The organism is Actinosynnema sp. NPDC091369 (assembly GCF_044757065.1).
Taxonomy (GTDB): Bacteria; Actinomycetota; Actinomycetes; order Mycobacteriales; family Pseudonocardiaceae; genus Actinosynnema.
In genome coordinates, this window is record NZ_JBIVUG010000016.1 from 138,847 (window position 1) to 157,749 (window position 18,903).

15 protein-coding genes and 1 pseudogene are annotated in these 18,903 nt (G+C 72.1%); 11 read left to right on the forward strand and 5 right to left on the reverse strand.

The window, feature by feature from the left end; all coding sequences use genetic code 11:
• Window positions 1-8 precede the first annotated feature (8 nt).
• The 3 genes from ACIQMJ_RS36770 to ACIQMJ_RS36780 all read left to right on the forward strand — a co-directional run bounded on the left by ACIQMJ_RS36770 (window position 9) and on the right by ACIQMJ_RS36780 (window position 3,139).
• Complete coding sequence (locus tag ACIQMJ_RS36770; RefSeq protein ID WP_499765630.1) at window positions 9-1,487, forward strand: DUF8189 domain-containing protein; 1,479 nt, start codon at window positions 9-11, stop codon at window positions 1,485-1,487.
• A gap of 93 nt (window positions 1,488-1,580) precedes the next feature.
• Complete coding sequence (locus tag ACIQMJ_RS36775; RefSeq protein ID WP_499765631.1) at window positions 1,581-2,234, forward strand: cyclodeaminase/cyclohydrolase family protein; 654 nt, start codon at window positions 1,581-1,583, stop codon at window positions 2,232-2,234.
• The gene (locus ACIQMJ_RS36780) at window positions 2,231-3,139 is read left to right on the forward strand and encodes a bifunctional methylenetetrahydrofolate dehydrogenase/methenyltetrahydrofolate cyclohydrolase (RefSeq protein ID WP_499765632.1); all 909 of its coding nucleotides are present in this window, start codon (window positions 2,231-2,233) and stop codon (window positions 3,137-3,139) included. Before ACIQMJ_RS36775 ends, ACIQMJ_RS36780 begins: the two co-directional genes overlap by 4 nt.
• Here the strand turns inward: ACIQMJ_RS36780 and ACIQMJ_RS36785 are convergent.
• Complete coding sequence (locus tag ACIQMJ_RS36785; protein ID WP_499765633.1) at window positions 3,115-4,269, reverse strand: hypothetical protein; 1,155 nt, start codon at window positions 4,267-4,269, stop codon at window positions 3,115-3,117. The two genes, ACIQMJ_RS36780 and ACIQMJ_RS36785, sit on opposite strands and share 25 nt — an antisense overlap.
• Window positions 4,270-4,647: 378 nt before the next feature.
• Here ACIQMJ_RS36785 and ACIQMJ_RS36790 point away from each other — a divergent pair, with 378 nt between their 5' ends.
• The gene (locus ACIQMJ_RS36790) at window positions 4,648-5,196 is read left to right on the forward strand and encodes a hemerythrin domain-containing protein (RefSeq protein ID WP_499765634.1); all 549 of its coding nucleotides are present in this window, start codon (window positions 4,648-4,650) and stop codon (window positions 5,194-5,196) included.
• A 3-nt stretch (window positions 5,197-5,199) separates the two neighbouring features.
• Here the strand turns inward: ACIQMJ_RS36790 and ACIQMJ_RS36795 are convergent, their stop codons facing one another.
• On the reverse strand, window positions 5,200-7,041 hold the full coding sequence (locus tag ACIQMJ_RS36795) for a cellulase family glycosylhydrolase (protein WP_499765635.1): 1,842 nt from the start codon (window positions 7,039-7,041) through the stop codon (window positions 5,200-5,202).
• 102 nt (window positions 7,042-7,143) lie between these two features.
• On the opposite strand from ACIQMJ_RS36795, the gene ACIQMJ_RS36800 reads away from it, so the two are divergent.
• The gene (locus tag ACIQMJ_RS36800) at window positions 7,144-8,001 is read left to right on the forward strand and encodes a PaaX family transcriptional regulator (RefSeq protein ID WP_499765636.1); all 858 of its coding nucleotides are present in this window, start codon (window positions 7,144-7,146) and stop codon (window positions 7,999-8,001) included.
• A gap of 127 nt (window positions 8,002-8,128) precedes the next feature.
• Here the strand turns inward: ACIQMJ_RS36800 and ACIQMJ_RS36805 are convergent.
• A pseudogene (locus tag ACIQMJ_RS36805) lies at window positions 8,129-8,239 on the reverse strand (MBL fold metallo-hydrolase); the annotation flags it as partial.
• A 236-nt stretch (window positions 8,240-8,475) separates the two neighbouring features.
• On the opposite strand from ACIQMJ_RS36805, the gene ACIQMJ_RS36810 reads away from it, so the two are divergent.
• Both ACIQMJ_RS36810 and ACIQMJ_RS36815 read left to right on the forward strand, forming a co-directional pair.
• Window positions 8,476-10,080: a pectate lyase family protein gene (locus tag ACIQMJ_RS36810; RefSeq protein ID WP_499765637.1), complete on the forward strand. Its 1,605-nt coding sequence runs from the start codon at window positions 8,476-8,478 to the stop codon at window positions 10,078-10,080.
• A 144-nt stretch (window positions 10,081-10,224) separates the two neighbouring features.
• Complete coding sequence (locus ACIQMJ_RS36815) at window positions 10,225-10,713, forward strand: SgcJ/EcaC family oxidoreductase (RefSeq protein WP_499765638.1); 489 nt, start codon at window positions 10,225-10,227, stop codon at window positions 10,711-10,713.
• A gap of 1 nt (window position 10,714) precedes the next feature.
• Here the strand turns inward: ACIQMJ_RS36815 and ACIQMJ_RS36820 are convergent, their stop codons facing one another.
• Both ACIQMJ_RS36820 and ACIQMJ_RS36825 read right to left on the reverse strand, forming a co-directional pair.
• Window positions 10,715-11,119, reverse strand: a complete 405-nt coding sequence (locus ACIQMJ_RS36820; RefSeq protein WP_499765639.1) for a sensor histidine kinase — start codon at window positions 11,117-11,119, stop codon at window positions 10,715-10,717.
• A gap of 231 nt (window positions 11,120-11,350) precedes the next feature.
• Window positions 11,351-12,073, reverse strand: a complete 723-nt coding sequence (locus ACIQMJ_RS36825; RefSeq protein ID WP_499765640.1) for an alpha/beta hydrolase — start codon at window positions 12,071-12,073, stop codon at window positions 11,351-11,353.
• A gap of 147 nt (window positions 12,074-12,220) precedes the next feature.
• Here ACIQMJ_RS36825 and ACIQMJ_RS36830 point away from each other — a divergent pair, with 147 nt between their 5' ends.
• The 4 genes from ACIQMJ_RS36830 (at window position 12,221) to ACIQMJ_RS36845 (ending at window position 18,813) form a co-directional block, all read left to right on the forward strand.
• Window positions 12,221-13,711 (forward strand): alpha/beta fold hydrolase, encoded by a 1,491-nt coding sequence (locus ACIQMJ_RS36830; RefSeq protein ID WP_499765641.1) that lies wholly within the window; start codon window positions 12,221-12,223, stop codon window positions 13,709-13,711.
• A gap of 218 nt (window positions 13,712-13,929) precedes the next feature.
• Window positions 13,930-15,393, forward strand: a complete 1,464-nt coding sequence (locus ACIQMJ_RS36835; protein ID WP_499765642.1) for a family 43 glycosylhydrolase — start codon at window positions 13,930-13,932, stop codon at window positions 15,391-15,393.
• A 42-nt stretch (window positions 15,394-15,435) separates the two neighbouring features.
• On the forward strand, window positions 15,436-16,488 hold the full coding sequence (locus ACIQMJ_RS36840) for a LacI family DNA-binding transcriptional regulator (RefSeq protein ID WP_499765643.1): 1,053 nt from the start codon (window positions 15,436-15,438) through the stop codon (window positions 16,486-16,488).
• Between the two features lie 165 nt (window positions 16,489-16,653).
• Window positions 16,654-18,813, forward strand: a complete 2,160-nt coding sequence (locus ACIQMJ_RS36845; protein ID WP_499765644.1) for a carbohydrate-binding protein — start codon at window positions 16,654-16,656, stop codon at window positions 18,811-18,813.
• Window positions 18,814-18,903: the final 90 nt, after the last annotated feature.

Below are 18,903 nucleotides of genomic sequence, written 5' to 3' on the forward strand. Positions count from 1 at the left end.
CGACCTCCGTGAGATCCGCACTGAACCGCACCCTGTCCGCCCTCCTCGCCGCCACGGCCCTGAGCGCCGGGCTGACCGTGCTCGGCGCGTCCGCCCCCGAAGCGGTCGCCGACGACATCCGGGCCTGCGACCCCGGCGGCACGACCTCGCAGGACGTCACGATCGGGCAGCAGCTCAACGCGCAGCTCGACTCGGACATGAAGGGCAACATGGACGCCTACGAGACGTCCTGCGCGCGGGTCGTCGTGCAGGCGGTCAAGGCGCGCGGCCTGGCGTCCCGGGCCGCCGTGATCGCCATCGCGACCGTGATCGTCGAATCGCACCTGCGCAACGTCAACTACGGCGACCGCGACAGCCTCGGCCTCTACCAGCAGCGGGACGGCTGGGGCTCGGCCGCGCAGCGCCTGCACCCGCCGACCGCGACGAACAGCTTCCTGGACGTGATGCAGCAGTTCTACCCGAACGGCTCGTGGGCGGCCGAACCGATCGGCGAGGTCGCGGCGGACGTGCAGCGGCCGGCCCCGGAGTACCGGTACCGGTACGGCGTGCAGGCCGCCGACGCGCAGCTGATCGTCAACGCGCTGTGGAACGCGGCGCCGGGCACCTCGACCACGTTGCCCGGCCTGTCGACCATCTCGCGGGTCAACGGCGGGCTGGACGTGTTCGCCACGACGTCGGACGGTCACCTCAAGCACCGCAACATGTCCGCGGGCGTGTGGGGCTGCTGGGCGACGTTGCCGTACAACGCGAAGATCAAGGGCGACCCGGCCGCGATCTACACCTCCGACCGGATCGACGTGTTCGCGCAGGGCATCGACAACCGGTTGAAGAAGATCACCTGGACGTCCGCGTACGGGTGGTACCAGTGGGCGGACATGGGGGAGTACGTGGTCACCTCCTCGCCCGCGGTGACGAGTCGGCACGCGACGGGGATCGACGTGTTCGCCAAGAACGGCGAGAACAAGATCGTCTACCGGCACTACGACACCGTGCAGGGCTGGACCACGAACTGGTCGAACATCGGGCTGAACGCGGCCACGGTCACGGCGACGAGCGCGCCGGCGGCGGTCGCCAACGCGGACGGCTCGCGGATGAACGTCTTCGCCCGCGCCGCCGACGGCAGCCTGCTGTCGTTGATGTGGACGCGTGACGCCGGCTGGTACAGCTGGGCCGACCGGGGTGGCAACTTCACCGGCCGCCCGGCGGCGTCGACCCGGGGCGGCGACAGCGTCGACATCTTCCTGCGCGACCACGACGACAGCTTCATCCACCGCTACAGCCCCAACGGCGCGGACTGGACGACGTACCCGGCCAGCGACTTCGGCGGCCACGTCTTCACCAGCCCCGCGGCGGTGGCGATGAGCGGGCAGCGGATCGACGTGTTCACCCGCAACAGCAACGCCGACCTCATCCGCAAGACCTGGACCGGCACGAACGGCTGGTACGACTGGGCCGGTCACGGCGCGGTCGGCGCGCCCGCCTGCTGACCGGCGCGTGCCCGACCGGGTCCCGCCCGCCCACCGCGGCGGGCGGGACCACGCGCGGTGGCAGCCGGGGCCCCGGCGAGCGAAGATCTTCGCGTGACGGAGAGCCTGTGGGACGCGACCGCGGCCGACCTGCGCGCCAGGACGGCGAGCGCGAGCCCCACGCCCGGGGGCGGGTCCGTGGCGGCGGTGACGGCGGCGTTCGGCTGCGCGCTGGTGCTCATGGCCCTGGAGATCACCGCCCGGCGCGACCCGTCGGTCGGCGACGCCGTCGCGGCGGGCAGGGCCTTGCTCGACCGCCTCGGCGGAGCCGCGGACCGCGACGTCGAGCTGTTCGAGGACTACCTGCGGGCACGGCGGCTGCCGCGGTCCACCGACGAGGAACGCGTTCGACGCCAGGCGGCGGTGAGGGCGGCGTCGGTGGCGGCCACGGAAGGCCCCCTGAGCGCGGCGAGCGACGCGGTGGAGGCCCTGGAGTGGGCGTCCTCCGTGCTGCCCGCGGTCGCCGGCACGGTGGTCAGCGACGTCCGGGCGGGCGCCGACCTGCTGCTCGGCTCGGTGCTGGCCACGCTGCGCGGCGCGGCGGCCAACGTGGCGCAGCTCGGCGACGACGCGGCGGCGCTCACCGCGCGACTGGACGCCGTGCGCCGCGCCGCCGTGGCCGCGCACGCCCGCATCGACAGCACCCCGATCGCGAGCACCCCGATCGCGAGCACCCAGATCGCGACCAACCCGGAGGAACCCCGATGACCGCCCGCACGATCGACCCGGCCGACCTCGCCGAGTCCATCCGCGCCGAGATCCGCGCCGACCTGGCGACGATCCCGGAACGCCTCACCGTGGTCGGCTTCCTGGTCGACGGCGACCGGCCCGCGCGGACGTACGCGGAGTACACCCGGCGGGCGTGCGCCGAGGTCGGCATCGACTTCGACCTGCGCACGCCCCGCGCCGACGACGTCGAGACGGCCGTCCGCGACACCGGCGCGGACGACCGCGTGCACGGCGTGTTCGTCTACTACCCGGTCCGCGACCCCGAGCGGGACCGCTGGCTGCGCGAGCTGGTCGACCCGCGCAAGGACGTCGAGGGCCTGCACTCGTTCTGGAGCCGGTGCCTCTACGAGAACCGGCGGTTCATCGACGACGAGGGCGTGCGCCGCGCGGTGCTGCCGTGCACGCCGCTGGCCGTGATGAAGCTGCTGGGCGCGGCGGGCGCGTTCCGCGGTGCCGGCGACACGCCGCTGGCGTCGGTGAAGGCGTGCGTCTTCAACCGCAGCGAGATCGTCGGCCGGCCGCTGGCCGCCATGCTCGCCAACGACGGCGCCGAGGTCACGTCGTTCGACGTCTCGGGTTCCCTGGTGTACCGGCACGCGCCCGGCATCCAGGGCCACCACGTGGACGCGGTGGACGTCGACCGCGCGACCGCGCTGGCCGAGGCGGACGTCGTGGTCACCGGCGTGCCGTCCCGCGACTTCCCGCTGGTGCGGGCGGCGGAGATCAAGCCGGGCGCGGTGTGCCTGAACTTCTCCACGATGAAGAACTTCGCCGACGACGTGCTGGACCGCGCCTCGGTCTTCGTGCCGCGGGTGGGCTCGATGACCGTGACCATGGCGATGCGCAACGCGGTCCGCCTCTACCGCAACGCCCACTCGTCGTGATCGGTGGGCGCGGGCGTCCAGATCACGGGTCGGTTGGTGCTGTCGGTGCCGGTGGTGTGGCCGACGACGACCCCGTGGTTGTTGATCGCGACCGGTGAGCTGGAGTGGCCCGTCGGCGGGTCGAGGTAGGTCAGCCGGCCGGCGCGCCACAGGAACGCGCGGGGTGAGCCCAGGTCGTTGGCCGCGGTCCACCCGACGACGTCGCCGCGCTCGTTGATCGCCACCGCCTCGGACGGCGCGGGCGCGCCCAGGTCGACCGGCTTGCCGCCCGCGGGCCACAGCACCGCGCGGCGCGAGCCGTCCTCAGCCGCGGTCCACCCGACCGCGTCGCCGCGTTCGTTCAGCGCCTGCTCGCCGTGCGCGACCCGGCCGTTCTCGGACAGCACGGTCGCCTCGACGCCCTCCCAGCGCACCGCGACCGTGGCGCGGTTGCCCACGACCACGCCGGACCCGTTGATCGCCTCCGGGACGTACGGGCCGTAGCCCGACGAGCCGCCCAGCCGCGTGCACGTGCCGTCGACGCACCGCACGGCGGCGAAGTCCTGGGTGGCCGAGTTCGCGTACATGCCGGCCACCGCGCCCGCGTCGTTGATCGCGTACACCCACAGGTCGGGCCCGGACAGCGACAGCTCGGTGTGCCGGCCCGCTTGCCAGACGGCCGCGCGGTTGTGCTGCGTGCGCATCAGGGACGTCGAGTAGTTCACCGGTACCGCGCCGTTGTCGTTGATCGCCGGCGCGTGCGCCCACGCGGCGTAGGCCGCCATGACGGTGGTCCGCACGCCGCCGGACCAGATCCACGGCTTGTGCTGGTACGGCGCGGTGGCCGCGCGGGTCTCCAAGCCGAGCACCTGGCCGCGCTGGTTGATCCCCACCGCCAGACCCGGACCGAGGTCGGTCGCGCCGCCGCTCGGCGACCACAGGACGGCGCGGGCCGGCAACCCGCTGCCCTGGGCGCTGCCGACCACCTGGCCGAGGTCGTTGACGCCGGTGACGTAGTGGTCGGGCTGACCGGCCAGGCGGCCCAGCTCCACGACGACCATCGAGGGCTCGGCGACCGCGGCCGGCGCGGCGACCAACGGCAGGGCGGTCGCGAGCGCCAGGGCGGCCAGCGACGCGCGTAACTCGGGCATGATCGCTCCGTTGCGAGGATGTCCTGCTGGATCGATCAAACGGTAGCCCCACGTCGCCCGCGGCGGTGTCGGCCGGACAGCGCAACCCCTCGCGAAACCCTTGCGCGGCAGTGATGCGGACGACCCGGCCCGACCCCTCGGGGCGGGCGAGCCGTTCCCACCGCTCGATGACGCTGTTCGGGTCGAAGTCGTGCGGCGAGGGCGCGGACACCGGATTTCGTGCCCGAGCGCTCACCACTCGACTTTCCAGGGTGAATTCCCGGCACCGGCGGCGCCCGGCCGGTGAAACGGTCGTGTTTTCGTCGAATGACCACGGCCGACGAAAACAGTTCCGGCGAGCGCTCGTTTCGCGGTTCGGCGCGCGGGTAAACCGGTGCCATGAGCGAACGAGAAGACGTGGTCGAGCTGCTTGTCCGCCAGCACGGCGAACTCCGCGCGCTGTTCACCGAGGTCGAGACCGCCAAGGGCAGCGAGCGGGTGGACGCGTTCCACCGGTTGGTGCGGTTGCTCGCGGTGCACGAGACCGCGGAGGAGGAGATCGTGCACCCGGCCGCGCGGCGCGGCGAGGGCGGTGACGCGATCGTGGACGCGCGGGTCGCCGAGGAGCGCCGGGCCAAGGAACTCCTGGTGACGATGGACAAGATCGGTGTGGAGGCGGAGGGGTTCGACACGCTGCTGGCGCAGTTGCGCGACGACGTGCTGGCCCACGCCGAGCACGAGGAGCGCGACGAGTTCCCCCGGCTGCGCGAGCACTACGACGCCGACCGGCTCCGGGCGATGGCGAAGGCCGTGCGCGCCGCGGAGGCCGTCGCGCCCACCCGTCCGCACCCCGGCATCGAGTCGCCCGGCGCGGCCATGCTGCTCGGCCCGCCGATCGCGCTGTTCGACCGGGCCCGCGACCTGGTCCGGGACGTGCTGCGGCGGTGACGGTCAGCCGAACGCGGCGCTGACCCACGCGGTCAGCTCGGCGCGGGCGGCGGCCACCGACCCGGCCGCCGCGCCGTTGGCCACCAGGGCGAAGTGCACGCCCGAGTCCCTTGTGGACAGCAGCAGCCGGTGCACACCGGACACGCCCGGCTCCGGCGCGACGGCCACCGGCTCGGCGCCGGTGTAGGCCGGAAGTCCCGTCGTGGCGCCGAGATCGCTCACCACCGTGGTCGACGCGGGCGGGAACGACGACGGCAGGTGGAGTTCCGTCGGCGCGGCCACCCCGTTGCCGCGCCACACGAGCACCCCGAACTGGCCCGTGCCGACCAGCGCGCGCACCGCGGGCATCGTGTCGGGGACCCGGTTCCACGACAGCACCGCGCCGCCGTCGCGGGCCCGGTCCTCGTAGGTGAACGCCGCCGTGCGGCCCGCCACGGCACGCGGGAACAGCCGGTCGACCACCCGGCTCTCCACCGTCAGCACGGGGTTGCCGCCGTCGTCGACGCGCACGGCGGAGAAGTGCTCGTCGTTCATCGCGTCACCCTCGGTGCGGACCTTGTCCGGGTTGTCGTTCATCAGCTCGTGGTGCCGCCCGTAGTTGACGTCCCAGTGCCACTGGCTGCCCGACAGCACCGGCCCGGACGCCGCCGCGCCAGCCCACCACCGCGCGCCGGGCAGCCGCGAGTCCAGCGCCTGGTACATCGCCTTGAGCACGCTCGGGTTCTTGTCCGAGGTGAAGCCCGCGACCGGGTGCCCGAACTCCGACACGATCGCGGCCGTGCCGAGCGCGTCCGCGCGGTCCCGGATGCGGGCGAAGTCCGCCGCGTACTCGCCGTCCCCGGCCTTGCCGGGCTTGAGCAGCCCCGACTGCGCCTTGCCGTCGTAGAAGTGCGAGTTGAACACGTAGCGCTCGCCGAGCGCGGGCACCGCCGGGAACCCGCCCGGCTCGGCGAAGAACTCCACGTTCTGGTTCCAGAACACCAGCGGCTCCACGAACGCGGGTCTGTCGGCCCAGCCCGCCTCGTCCATCTGCCGGCGGAACTGCCGGTAGAACGGCACGAGCAGGTCGCGCTCCCAGGCGACGCCGTCCTGGCCGGCGTCGTACCTGCCCGCGTACGGCTCGTTGAGCGGGTTCACGCCGAGCACGAGCCGGAACGCCTCCGCCGACAGCGACGACTTCAGGTGCCGCATGGCCTCGCCGGCCTGCCACAGGAACTCGTCGCGGACGCGGATCGGCCCGGCGGAGGTGGTGAGCTCGCGGTTGTGCCAGAAGTCGTGCACCGCGGCGGTGACGGCGGTGTTGTTCTTCATGTTCTGGCCCCAGTGCACGCAGAGCCCGCACGACTCCTTCGGGTAGCCGCCCGCGCGCACGACCCACTCCGGCGCGCCGTCGCCGGTGTACCAGCTGTCCCGGTTGAACAGGTACCGCGAGTACAGGTCCTGGTGGAAGTCGACGTAGACCCGGATGCCCTGGTCGGTGAAGGCGGTGACCTGCTCGCCCACCCGGTCCAGGTAGCCGTGGTCGATGCGCCGGGGCTCCGGCTCGACCCACGCCCACGTGACGAGGAAGCGCACCGCGTTCGCCCCGGTCAGCCGCCGCATCGCCGCCGCGGACGACCGCGCGTCGGCCGTGCTCGCGAAGGGCAGGCCCCGGTGCTCGGCGAGCTTGGCCGTGCCGGAGACGTTGAACCCGCGCAGCACCACCTCGCGGCCGTGCTGGTCGCGGAACGCGCCGTCGGCGACGGTGATCGGGGAGCCGTCGAACCACAGCGCGCTCGGCACGGCGAGCGCCGACGCGGTCGACAGGGTCAGCACCAGCACCAGCAGGAGCGCGATCCGCTTCACCGCGACCGCCCTTCACTCGACTGAAGATGAAGGCGTTTCACGTTGAGCGTAGCGGATCGGCCGGGTCGCACAAGGCCGTCGAGCCGGGGTTACGCTCGGCCGGTGATCCCGCACGACGACCCGCAGGCCCGTGAGCAGGAGACACCGGTCCGGCCGCAGTCGCTGATGCTCAGCTTCCTCGGCATCCACGTGCTCAACCGGGGCGTCGCGGTGTTCTCCGGCAGCGTCATCGACGTGTTCGCCAGGGTCGGCGTGTCCGAGGAGGCGGTGCGCTCGACGTTGACCCGCATGGTCAAGCGGGACCTGCTGGCGCGGCACCGCAGCGGCAGGCGGATGTACTTCGGCCTCACCGCGCGGTCGGCGGCCGTGCTGGAGGACGGCGAGCACCGGGTCTGGCGCAGCGGCGCGCTCAACGACGACTGGGACGGCACCTGGACGATGGTGGGGTTCTCCCTACCGGAGTCGTGGCGCAGCCAGCGCCACGACCTGCGCTCACGCCTGGTGTGGGGCGGGTTCGGCCCGCTCCAGAACGGCCTGTGGGTCGCGCCCGGCGTGGTGGACGTGCCGGCCCTGGTCGAGGACCTGGACCTGAGCGACTACCTGAAGGTGTTCACCGCGCACACGGCCAAGCCGACCGAGGCCGAGCAGATCGCCCACACCGCGTTCGACGTGCCCGCCGTCGCCGAGCGCTACCGGTCGTTCCTGCGCCGCTGGGACCACGACCACCCGCGGTCCGACGCGCCGGACGACCTGGCCAGGCAACTGCTGCTGCACACCGAGTGGCTGCACCTCGTCCGCCAGGACCCGCGCCTGCCCGCCGAGCACCTGCCCGACGACTGGCCCGCCATCCGCGCCCAGCACGTCTTCCACACCCTCGCCGCGGCCTACGACGCCCCGGCCCGCTCGCTCGCCGACGCCGTCCTGGACACGATCCCGGTCGACGGGCCCGCGCTCGGCTAGACCGAGACCAGGAACGCCCGCGTCACGTCCGGCGGGTACGGCGCCCCCTCGAACGCCTCGCCCGCACCGCGTCACCCAGCTCGACCAGGCGCGCGAGGCCGTCGCGGTGCCGTGCCACGAACCCGGCGACGACCAGGCAGGCGGTGGCGCCCACGACCAGCCCGACGGTGAGGTCGAGCTCGCCGTACCGCCGGGCGTGCACTCGGTCGGCGACGTCGATCCAGCGTCCATCGGTCATCCCGAAAGCCCTGGACGGGTGCTCGTTGACGATTCGGAAACACCTGCTCTACCTTCGTGACAAGGATTTCGAACCCTTTCGAGAGCGTGCCGCCAACCGCCGCCTCCGTTTGTCGGCAGCCGTCGCCCCAACGCGTTCGCACGCGCGTTCACCAGCGTGAACGCATTCACCACCATGAACGTCGGGGTCGGCGGAAATCGGGCGCAGAACGTCCGGTCCAGCAGCAGGAGGCTCTTGTGAGCAAGCACGGCAGATTAGCGTCGCTCGCCGCGGTGGCGAGCGCTTTCGTGGTCGCGGTGGCGGTGTTGCTGGTGCCCCCGGCATCGGCCGCGACGCTGTTCGGCGACGACTTCGAGGACGGCGACTCGACCGGGTGGAGCTCCAGCGGCGGCAGCTGGTCGGTGGTCGCCGACGGGTCGCGGGCGTGGCGCCAGTCGGGCACCAGCTCGGACGCCAGGGCGCTGGCGGGCACGGCCTGGGGCGGCCAGTCGGTGCAGGCCCGGGTCAAGCCGACCGGGTTCAACGGCTCGAACCGGCACGTCGCCGTGACGGCGCGTGCGCAGAACACGGGCAACTACTACTACCTGGCCCTGACCAACGCGGGCACCGCCGTGCTCGGCAAGCGGGTCGGGGGCGGGCACACCGCGCTGGCCACCGCGGCCGCCGCCGTCACCGTCGGCACCTGGCACACCGTGCGGCTGGAGGCGTTCGGCAGCACGCTGCGCGGCTTCGTGGACGGCACGCAGGTCGTGACGGCGACCGACGCGACGTTCGGCAGCGGCCGGGTCGGCGTGGCCACCTACTACGCCTCGGCGTCGTTCGACGACGTGCTGGTCACCGACGTGGCCGGACCCGGCGGGCCGACGAGCACCACCACCACCACCACCACGACCACCACCACGCAGCAACCCGGCTCGTGCGCCACGTCCGGGCGTCCCGAGGGGTTCGCCTCCGTCACCGCCTGGGGCCAGAGCGGCACGACCGGCGGTGCGGGCGGCCCGACCATCGAGGTCGACACGGCCGCGGAGTTCCTGGCCGCCATCGCCCAGGCCGGGCCGCTGACCATCTGCGTGCGCGGCATGATCGCGCTGCCCGGCCCGATGCACGACGTCACGTCCGACAAGACGATCGTCGGCATCGGCTCGGCCTCGGGCTTCACCGGCGGCGGGCTGAACATCGGCCTGCCGGTCTCCGACGTCACCTCGCCACCCGCCGACGCGGTGCACAACGTCATCGTGCGCAACCTGGTGTTCCGCGGCTGGGCCGACGACGCGATCAACGTGCAGATGTTCTCCCACCACGTGTGGATCGACCACAACGACCTGTCCGACGGCTACGACGGCGCGATCGACATCAAGCGCGGCTCCAGCTACGTCACCGTCTCGTGGAACCACACCCACAACCACACCAAGAACATGCTGCTGGGCCACGACGACGGCAACGGCGCGCAGGACGTCGGCCGGCTGAAGGTGACCTACCACCACAACTGGTTCGACCGCACGCCGCAGCGCAACCCGCGGGTCCGGTTCGGCGAGCCGGTGCACGTGTTCAACAACTACTACCTCTACAACACCGACGTCGGCGTGGCGTGCCAGGCGGACTCGGGCTGCGTCGTGGAGGGCAACTACTTCGAGGACGTCGAGGAGCCGGTCAGCAACAGCTACGCCGGCGCGGGCGGGCGGTGCGTGGCGCGGAACAACGTGCTCGCCGGTGAGTCGGGCCCGCCCGACTGCAGCGGCAGCGTGCAGGAGCCGCGCGACTACTACGCCTACACGCTGGACGACCCGAACACGGTGAAGGCGACCGTGATGGCGGGCGCGGGCGTCGGCAAGATCGGCTGACCGGCACGGCGTGGTCGGCTCACGTCGGCCACGCCGTCCCTTTTGGCAGAACGCTTACTCCGCGCTGTCCTTCTCCTGGGCTGTCGCTTCCACGTGTCACACGAAAGTGGAGATCGACATCCGCACCACCCGCAGGAGATGACGATGAGCAACGTCGGACGTGTTCGTACCGGAGCTGTCGCCGCAGCGGCCCTGGCCGTCGTGCTGACCGGGTGCGGCACCGCCGCGGGGGACGGGCAACCGGCCGCCGCGCAACCGACCGCCGCGCAGGTGCAGGCGTTGTTCGCCGACTGGAACCGGGCACTGGCCACGGGCGACCCGGAGCACGTCGCCGACCTGTACGCGCCCGAAGCCGTGCTCCTGCCGACGTTGTCGGACAACGTCCGCTCCGACCGCGCCGAGATCGTCGACGACTTCGAGCACTTCCTGGCGAAGAAACCGTCCGGTGAGGTCCTGGAGTCGCACGTGGCCGTCCTCGGCCCGGACACCGCGATCGACGCCGGCGTCTACCGCTTCACGCTCGCCGCCGACGGCACGGCGGTCGAGGCCCGCTACACGTTCGCCTACGAGCGGGTCGACGGCAGGTGGCTGATCGTCAACCACCACTCGTCGGCCATGCCCGAGGCGCACTGAGTCAGGCGGCGCGCAGGACGATCCGGACGCACAGCCCGCCGTGCTCGTCCTCGTGCAGGCTCGCCGTGCCACCGTCGTCGGCCACCAGCTGCTTGACGATCGCGAGCCCGAGCCCCGAGCCGGAACGGCCCGTCAACGCCGGACCGCGCCAGAACCGGTCGAACGCCCGCTGCCGGTCGGCCGCGGCCAGCCCGGGACCCCGGTCCGCCACCTCGATCACCGCCTTGCCGGCCTCCCGCCCGCTCCGCACGGTGATCGTGCCGTGGTCCGGTGACACACCGAGGGCGTTGGACAGCACGTTGTCCAGCACCTGCTCCAGGTGCCCGGGCCCGGCCAGCGCGCGCAGGCGCTCCTCGGCGTCGTGCCGCAACCGGATCCTCGCCGAGGCGCCGGGCGCGGTGTTCACCCGCGAGCAGATCGTGGAGGCGGTGTGGGACTCCAACTGGTTCGGCCCGAGGTCCCGCGAGTCGAACGCTCAGGTCCCGTGAGTCGTCCACTCAGGACCCCCGAATTCAACGTTCAGGACCCCGCCCGGTCGGCCGAGGCGGACGCGAACGTAGAACTCAGGGGTCCTGAACGTTCGACTCACGGGCGCTGAGCGTTCGACACGCGCGTGCTGGAGGTTCGACTCGCGGGGTCAGGAAAGGGAGGCGACGGCGGCCAGGATCTGGTCGGCGACCTCGGTCGGGCGGGAGAGGGCGATGGCGTGGGAGGCGTCGACCTCGACGGTGGTGGAGCCCAGGCGGCCGGCGGCGGCGCGCTGCGAGTCCGGGTGGATGGCGTTGTCGGCGGTCGCCACCACGAACCACGACGGCAGGGACTTCCACGCGGGCTCGACGGACAGCGGCTCGGCCAGGGCGCGGGCCGCGATCGGGCGCTGGCTGACCGCGGCGGTGGCGGTGACGTCCTCCGGCAGGTCCGCGGCGAACACGCTCGCGAACGCGTCACGGCGGATCGTGAGCTCGGTGTCGGTGTCGTCGCCGTCCGGGAACTGCTGCGGCACCAGGGACGTGTTCAGCTCCACCGGCGGGAAGCTCTCCACCGAGCTCAGTGCGCTCTGCCCCTTGTCGACGCCGAAGGACGCCACGTACACGAGCGCCTTGGCGTTCGGCGCCTTGGCCGCCGCGTGCGTGATCACCGGCCCGCCGTACGAGTGCCCGACGAGCACGACAGGGCCGTCGACCTGGCCGGCCACGCTCGCCACGTAGTCGCCGTCGTGGGCGAGCCCGCGCAACGGATTGCTCACCGCGAGCGCCTCCACGCCCCGCGCCCGCAGCAGCTCGATCACCTCGGCCCAGCTCGAACCGTCGGCGAACGCGCCGTGCACCAGGACGACGGTGGGGGTCTTGTGGTCGGTCATGGGGGTTCTCCTCGGTTCGTCGTGTCGTTCGATGTCACAAAGCTAGTGCCCAATTAAGTTGTGCACAAGTTAAGTCGAACGTGACGATCTTCACGGTGGCTCGTTGCAACCACTGCGCCCCCGCGCCCCGACGAACCGGAGGACCCGATGCGCCTCGTGATCGCCCTCGTAGTGGCGGCTTTCGCCGTGACCCCTCCCGCCGCCGCGAGCGCCGATCACCCCGCGCCGGTGAACGTGTGCCTCGCGAGCGTGCCGGAGACCGACCCGCTGGAGCCGGGACCGGTGGACATCTGCGTCAGCGTGTTCAAGCCCGCCGACGCGTCACGGGACAACCGGGTGCCCGTGCTGCTGCACAGCCACGGCTGGGGCGGCAGCCGCACGTCCGCGCCCGGCTCGTTCCGGCGGTACCTGGACGCGGGCTTCGGCGTGGTCAGCATCGACCAGCGCGGGTTCGGCGAGAGCGGCGGCAAGGCGCACGTGGAGGACCCGGCTTTCGAGGGCGAGGACGTCATCCGGGTGATCGACCACGTCGCCACGCTGGACTGGGTCCGGCAGAACGGCCCGAACGACCCCGTCCTCGGCGCGGTCGGCGGCTCCTACGGCGGCGGCTACCAGTTCGCCGGGGCGTTCACCGAGGTCATGAAGACCGGCCGGACCCGGTTCGACGCGCTCGCGCCGCAGATCACGTGGCACTCGCTCAACGACAGCCTCGCCCCGCGCGAGGTCGTCCGCACCACCTGGGTCACCGCCCTCTACGCCGCCGCCCTCGACGCGCACACCTCCACGCTGCACGCCGGTTACGCCGAGGGCCTGCTCACCGGTGACTGGCCCACGACGATGGAGGAGTTCTTCCGCGACAACGGTCCCGGCCACCACGTCGCCGCCGGACGCCGGCTGGACATCCCCGTGCTGCTGCACCAGGGCATCAGCGACAACCTGTTCCCGCTGGACCAGGCCATCGACAACTTCGACCGCGCCCTGACCCTGCGCGCCCGCGCGAACAGCCTGCTCATCGGCTACAACGGCGGCCACGCCCTGCCCAGCACGCTGCCCCTCGGGTACGCCGTCGCGGGTGACGCGTGCTCGACCGCCTTCGGCGGTTACGACGAGCTCGAACTGCGGTTCCTGGCCGAGAACCTGCAAGGCGCGCCCCGCACCGTCACCGGCCACGGCCGCTACCACCTCATGACCGCCGACGGCCGCTGCGTCACCACCGACTCCGTCGCGCCCACCACCACCGCCGCACTGCCCGACATCCTGACCACCGCCGGCGTCGGACTGCCCCAAGCGGTCAAGATCGCCGACGGCCCCCTCACCATCGCCGGCTCGCCCCGGCTCAACGCCCTCGTCAGCACCCTCGGCCTGGACAGCCGCGCGTTCTTCGCCCTCAGCGTCGGCACCTCGCCCCTGGACGCCAAGGTCATCCAGAACAACGTCCTGCCGCACCGCGAGAAGAGCCTCAACCTGGGCACCCGCCGCTCCGTCGAGCTGCCCGCCGTCGCCGCCACCGTCCCCGCCGGCCAGTCGCTCTACCTCACGGTCACCCCGCTCTCGGACATGTTCCTCCTGCACGGCAGCCGCACGCCCGGCGCGATGCTGCTGCGCGACGTCACCGTGGACCTGCCCGTCCGCGGCTAGGTCCGAGGCAGGGGATTCCCGGTGATCCCGGGTCGTGCCGCCGGCCAACAGTCGGCGGCACGGCCCGGCATCGGTGCTGGTCGTCGCGCGTTGTGCAGGGCTGTTAGCGCTAACAGGCTATAGCTGAACCGTCAACCCGCCCGGCCAAAACGGTTCTTGAGCTACCTCCAACAGGGCTGTTAGCGTTAACACACTTCCCCCTTCCCTGAGGAGTGGTCGTGCTGTTCGCTCAACGTCGAGGAACCGCATGGCGGGCGTTGTCGCTCGTCGCCGTCGTCGTCACCGGGCTGGTGGTGAGCCCGTTCGGCCAGGACCGGGCCTCGGCCGCGCCCGGTCCCTCGTTCACCAACCCGGCCGTCGGCACGCCCAACAGCGCCGACCCCACCCTGGTGCAGTACAACGGGAACTACTACTACGTCGCCACCACGTGGTCGTCCGACGTGGTGATGCGCCGGTCGGCCACGATCGCCGGCCTCAAGACCGCCCCCGAGCAGCTCGTGCTGCGCACCGGCGGCACGCAGATGTGGGCGCCCCACCTGGAGATGGTGGGCAACCGCTGGTACCTGTACTACTCGGTGGAGATGTCCGGCGCGCCCCGCCGCACGCACGTCGCCGAGAGCGCCGGGACCGACCCGATGGGCCCCTACACCTACCGGGGTGTGCTCAACCTGATGCCGAACAACGGGTGGGCGATCGACGCGAGCCTGCTCAAGCTCGACAACGCGCTCTACATGACTTTCTCCGCGTTCCACGCCGACGGGCTCCAGTCGCTCTACATCGCGCCGATGGCGAGCCCGGTGCAGACCAGCGCGGTCGGCTCCCGGATCTCCGCGCCCACCCTGGCCTGGGAACGCCAGGACGGCGCGGTCAACGAGGGGTCGTTCGCCTTGCAGCGCAACGGCCGCACGTTCCTCACCTACTCCGCGAGCCACTGCAACGGGCCGAACTACAAGCTGGGCATGCTGGAGTACCGCGGCGGCGACCCGCTGGCGCAGAGCTCCTGGTCGAAGTTCGCCAACCCGATCTTCCAGCGCAACGACGCCAACGGCGTGTACGGCCCGGGGCACCACTCGTTCTTCACCTCGCCCGACGGCACGGAGACGTGGATCGCCTACCACGCGAACTCCTCCGCGACCCAGGGCTGCGGCACCACCCGCACGACCCGCGTGCAGAAGATCTCGTGGAACGCCGACGGCACGCCGAACCTGGGCGTCCCGGTGTCGACCTCGACCGTGCTGCCGGGCCCGTCCGGCGAGACGGGCGGCCCGGCCCGCGTCAAGCTGCGCAACCGGCACAGCGCCCTCTGCCTGGACGACTACAACTTCGTCACCACGCCCGGTGCGGAGGTTCGCCAGTGGACGTGCAACGACCTGGCGGTGCAGGACTGGTACCTGCAACCGGTCGGCGACGGCTACTACCGGATCAGCAACGGCCACAGCGGCCTGTGCCTGGACAACAAGGACTGGGCCACCGCGGCCGGTTCGGTGGTCCAGCAGTGGACGTGCAACGGGCTGGCCGTGCAGCAGTGGCGGCTCACCTCGGTGGGCGGCGGCTACTCCACGCTGGTCAACCGGCACAGCGGGCTGTGCCTCGACAACTACAACTTCGGCACCGCGCCGGGAGCCGAGGTGAGGCAGTGGACGTGCAGCGGCAACAACGCCCAGCAGTGGAGCACCGCCTGAGCCGGTTTTGACGTCGGGGTCGCGGGCGATCACGATGACGGGGTGACAGGACGTTCTCCCGGCGTGCCCGCTCGGAAGCGCGGGCGGGAGGCCGCCCCCAGCATCCGGGACGTGGCGGCGGCGGCGGGCGTCTCGCACCAGACCGTGTCCCGGGTGCTCAACGAGTCGCCCAACGTCAACCCCGACACCCGGCGGCAGGTGCTCGACGTGATCGAGCGGCTGGGGTACCGGCCCAACCGGGCCGCGCGGGCGCTCGGCCTGGGCCGGGCGGCCGCGGTCACGGTCGTCATCGCCGACACCACCCTGTACGGGTACGCCGCCACGTTGCGGGGCATCGAGGAGGCCGCGCGCCTGAAGGGGCTCGCGGTCGGGGTGCGGGTGGTCGAGTCGGACCGCCCGGCCGACGTCCGGCACGCGGTCGAGTACGTGAGCGACCCCAACGCCGGCGGCGTCGTCGTCATCGCCTTCGACGCCGCCGGCGCGGGGGTGCTGCGGGCGCTGCCCGCGGACGTGCCCGCCGTGGCCGCGACCGAGGCCGGAGGTCTGGCCGGCGCCGGGCGGGCGGTGGTCTACCTGGACGAGCGGCAGGCCGCCGCCGACGCGACCGCCCACCTGCTGTCCCTGGGCCACCGCACGGTGCACCACGTCGCCATCCCGTCGGAGACGGGCACGAGCGCACGTCAGGCGGGGTGGCGCGACGCGCTGCGGGCGGCGGGCGCGCCGGTGCCGCAGGTCGTGCCCGTCGAGTGGGACGTGCGGACGGCCTACCTGGCGGGGCGGCGGCTGGCGGCCGACCCGGACGTCACCGCGATCCTGTGCGGCAACGACGACACCGCCATGGCGGTCCGCCGGGCGCTGCACGAAGCCGGTCGGGACGTGCCGGGCGACGTCAGCATCGTCGGGTTCGACGACGTCCCCGGCGCGGCGTACTGGACGCCCGCGCTCACCACGGTCCGGATGGACTTCGTGGGCCTGGGTCGGGCGTGCCTCGCGGCGCTCGTGGCCGAGGTGACGGGCGTGCCGCAGCCCTTCGTCGGCCTCGAAGCGCCGTCCCTGGTGGTCCGGGAGTCGACCGCGCCGCCGCGCGGACGCTGAGCGGGAAATGTCGATAACAACAAGGTAACGCGGACTTCTCACCCGATCGTGTTACCGGTCACACTCGTTGCCATGTGACCGGTCACATGGCCGTGATCAGCACCAACGCACACCGCAGCCGCCGCCCTCACAGCCAGCACGACTCGCGACTCGGAGGTACTGACGGTGATCGGATCGACAAGGGCGAGGCTCGCCTGGTGCGCGGCGGTGGTCGCGGTCGCGGCCGGCGTCACGTCCCCGGCGGCGGGCGCGGCGCCCGCGCAGCTCGTGGTGGACCTGGCCGCGAACACCGGCGCGCTGCGCTACGGCGCGACCGGGTTCCTCTACGGGCTCGGTGACGAGGGCATCCCGAACGAGACAATGCTGGCCGCGCTGCGCCCGCAGGTCACCGCCCAGAAGGCGCCCGACGGCCTGCAACACCCCAACGGCGACGCCCTGAGGATCGCGCCGATGTTCAAGCGCGCCGGCGGCCGTGACGTCCAGATCTACATGCAGGACGTCTACAAGAACTGGCCGTACGACAACCTGGGGCTCACCGACTACCTGTCCAAGGTGGACGTGATGGTGCGCAAGGTGGTGGCCGACCCGAACCGCTCGTCGTTCGTGTACGTCCCGTTCAACGAGCCGGACTGGATCTGGTACCCCAACGACCTGCGCGGCCGGTTCCTCGCCGACTGGAAGACGGTCGTGCAGCGCATCCGCTCGATCGACCCCGGCGCGCGGATCGCCGGTCCGGGCTTCTCGAACTACCGGTCGGCCGACCTGCGCGCGTTCCTCACCTCCGCCCGGGACAACGGCGTGCTCCCGGACGTGATGGCGTGGCACGAGCTGGGCGACGACTTCTTCACCTCGTGGCAGCAGCACTTCGACGACTACCGGGCCATCGAGCGGAGCCTGGGCGTCGCGGCCCGGCCCATCACCATCAACGAGTACGGGCGCAGCTCGGGCGACCTCGGCGTGCCCGGCAACCTGGTGCAGTTCGTGGCGAAGTTCGAGGCGAGCAAGGTCGACGGCTGCCTGGCCTACTGGACCACCGCGGGCGGGCTCAACGACCTCGTCACCCGCAACAACCAGGCGACCGGCGGCTGGTGGCTCTACAAGTGGTACGGCGAGCTGACCGGGCACACGGTGGCCGTGACGCCGCCGTCCCCGGGCGGTTCCCTGCAAGGCGTCGCGGCCCTGGACGCGGCGAAGAAGCAGGCACGGGTGGTGTTCGGCGGCAACAACCCGTCCTCCGGCACGTACGACACCGATGTCGTGGTGCGGGGCCTGGGTTCGGCGTCCTACCTGGGCAGCCGGGTGCACGCGTCCGTGTGGGGCGTGGACGACTCGGGCCTCACCCCGTCGGCCGGCCCGTACCTGGTGCGGGAAGGCGACCACACCGTCACCAACGGGCAGCTCACCATCCCGGTGACCGGGCTCAAGGGCTCGTCGGCCTACCACGTGGTGATCACGCCGGACAAAGACCTGGCGCCGGTGTCCCCGTCCCGCTACGAAGCCGAGTACGCGCGCCTCGACGGCACCGCCCGGGTCACCTACGGGTCCAACACCGGCTACTCCGGCACCTACTTCACCGAGGGGTACGGCGCGAGCACCACGGCGAGCACGAAGTTCGCGGTCACCGCGCCGAACGACGGCTACTACGCCCTCGGCCTGCGCTACGCCGCGGGCCCGTACGCCGGCGCGCCCGCCACCCGCTCGATCCGGTTGCGGCTCAACGGCGCCGACCTGACCGACGTGGCCTTGCCGGGCACGGCCGACTGGAACACGTGGAGCACCGCCACGACCAAGGTGTTCCTGACCGCCGGCGTCAACCGGGTGGACGTGGACGCCCACGCCGCCGACGACCGTGACGCGATCAACGTCGACTACCTCGACGTGACGCCGACGACCGGCACGGTGACGACCTACGAGGCCGAGACCGGGACGACTTTGGGCGGCACGGCCGCGGTGGTCTCCGACGGCGCGGCCTCGGGCGGCCGGTACGTCGGCTGGATCGGCGCCGGGACCGCGAACACCCTGCGGTTCGACAACGTCACCGCGCCCACCGCCGGCCGGTACCGCATGGTCGTCGGCTACGCCAACGCCGAACGCGACGGCGACCACGCCTACAACAACAACATCGTCGACCGGTACGCCGACATCAGCGTCAACGGCGGCCCGGCCAAGCGCTCGTACTTCCGCAACACGCTGGCGTGGTCGACCTACCGGACCACCGTGGTCGACGTCGACCTGCGGGCCGGCGCCAACGCGATCACCTTCACCAACGCGGCCGGGTACGCGCCGAACGTCGACTTCGTCCGGATCGCCGCGTCGATCGGCTAGTGTCCTGCGCCAGGAATCCGGTCAAGATATGAGGCGAGGCGGTCGAGGATCTCGTCCGCGTCCTTGGTCCAGACGAAGGGCCTGGGGTCC

Bases quoted from the DNA above. Each gene is read 5' to 3' on its own strand.
- ACIQMJ_RS36780 (WP_499765632.1), top strand. From the start codon at position 2,231: ATGACCGCCCGCACGATCGACCCGGCCGACCTCGCCGAGTCCATCCGC.
- ACIQMJ_RS36785 (WP_499765633.1), bottom strand. From the start codon at position 4,269: ATGCCCGAGTTACGCGCGTCGCTGGCCGCCCTGGCGCTCGCGACCGCC.
- ACIQMJ_RS36790 (WP_499765634.1), top strand. From the start codon at position 4,648: ATGAGCGAACGAGAAGACGTGGTCGAGCTGCTTGTCCGCCAGCACGGC.
- ACIQMJ_RS36815 (WP_499765638.1), top strand. From the start codon at position 10,225: ATGAGCAACGTCGGACGTGTTCGTACCGGAGCTGTCGCCGCAGCGGCC.
- ACIQMJ_RS36825 (WP_499765640.1), bottom strand. From the start codon at position 12,073: ATGACCGACCACAAGACCCCCACCGTCGTCCTGGTGCACGGCGCGTTC.
- ACIQMJ_RS36830 (WP_499765641.1), top strand. From the start codon at position 12,221: ATGCGCCTCGTGATCGCCCTCGTAGTGGCGGCTTTCGCCGTGACCCCT.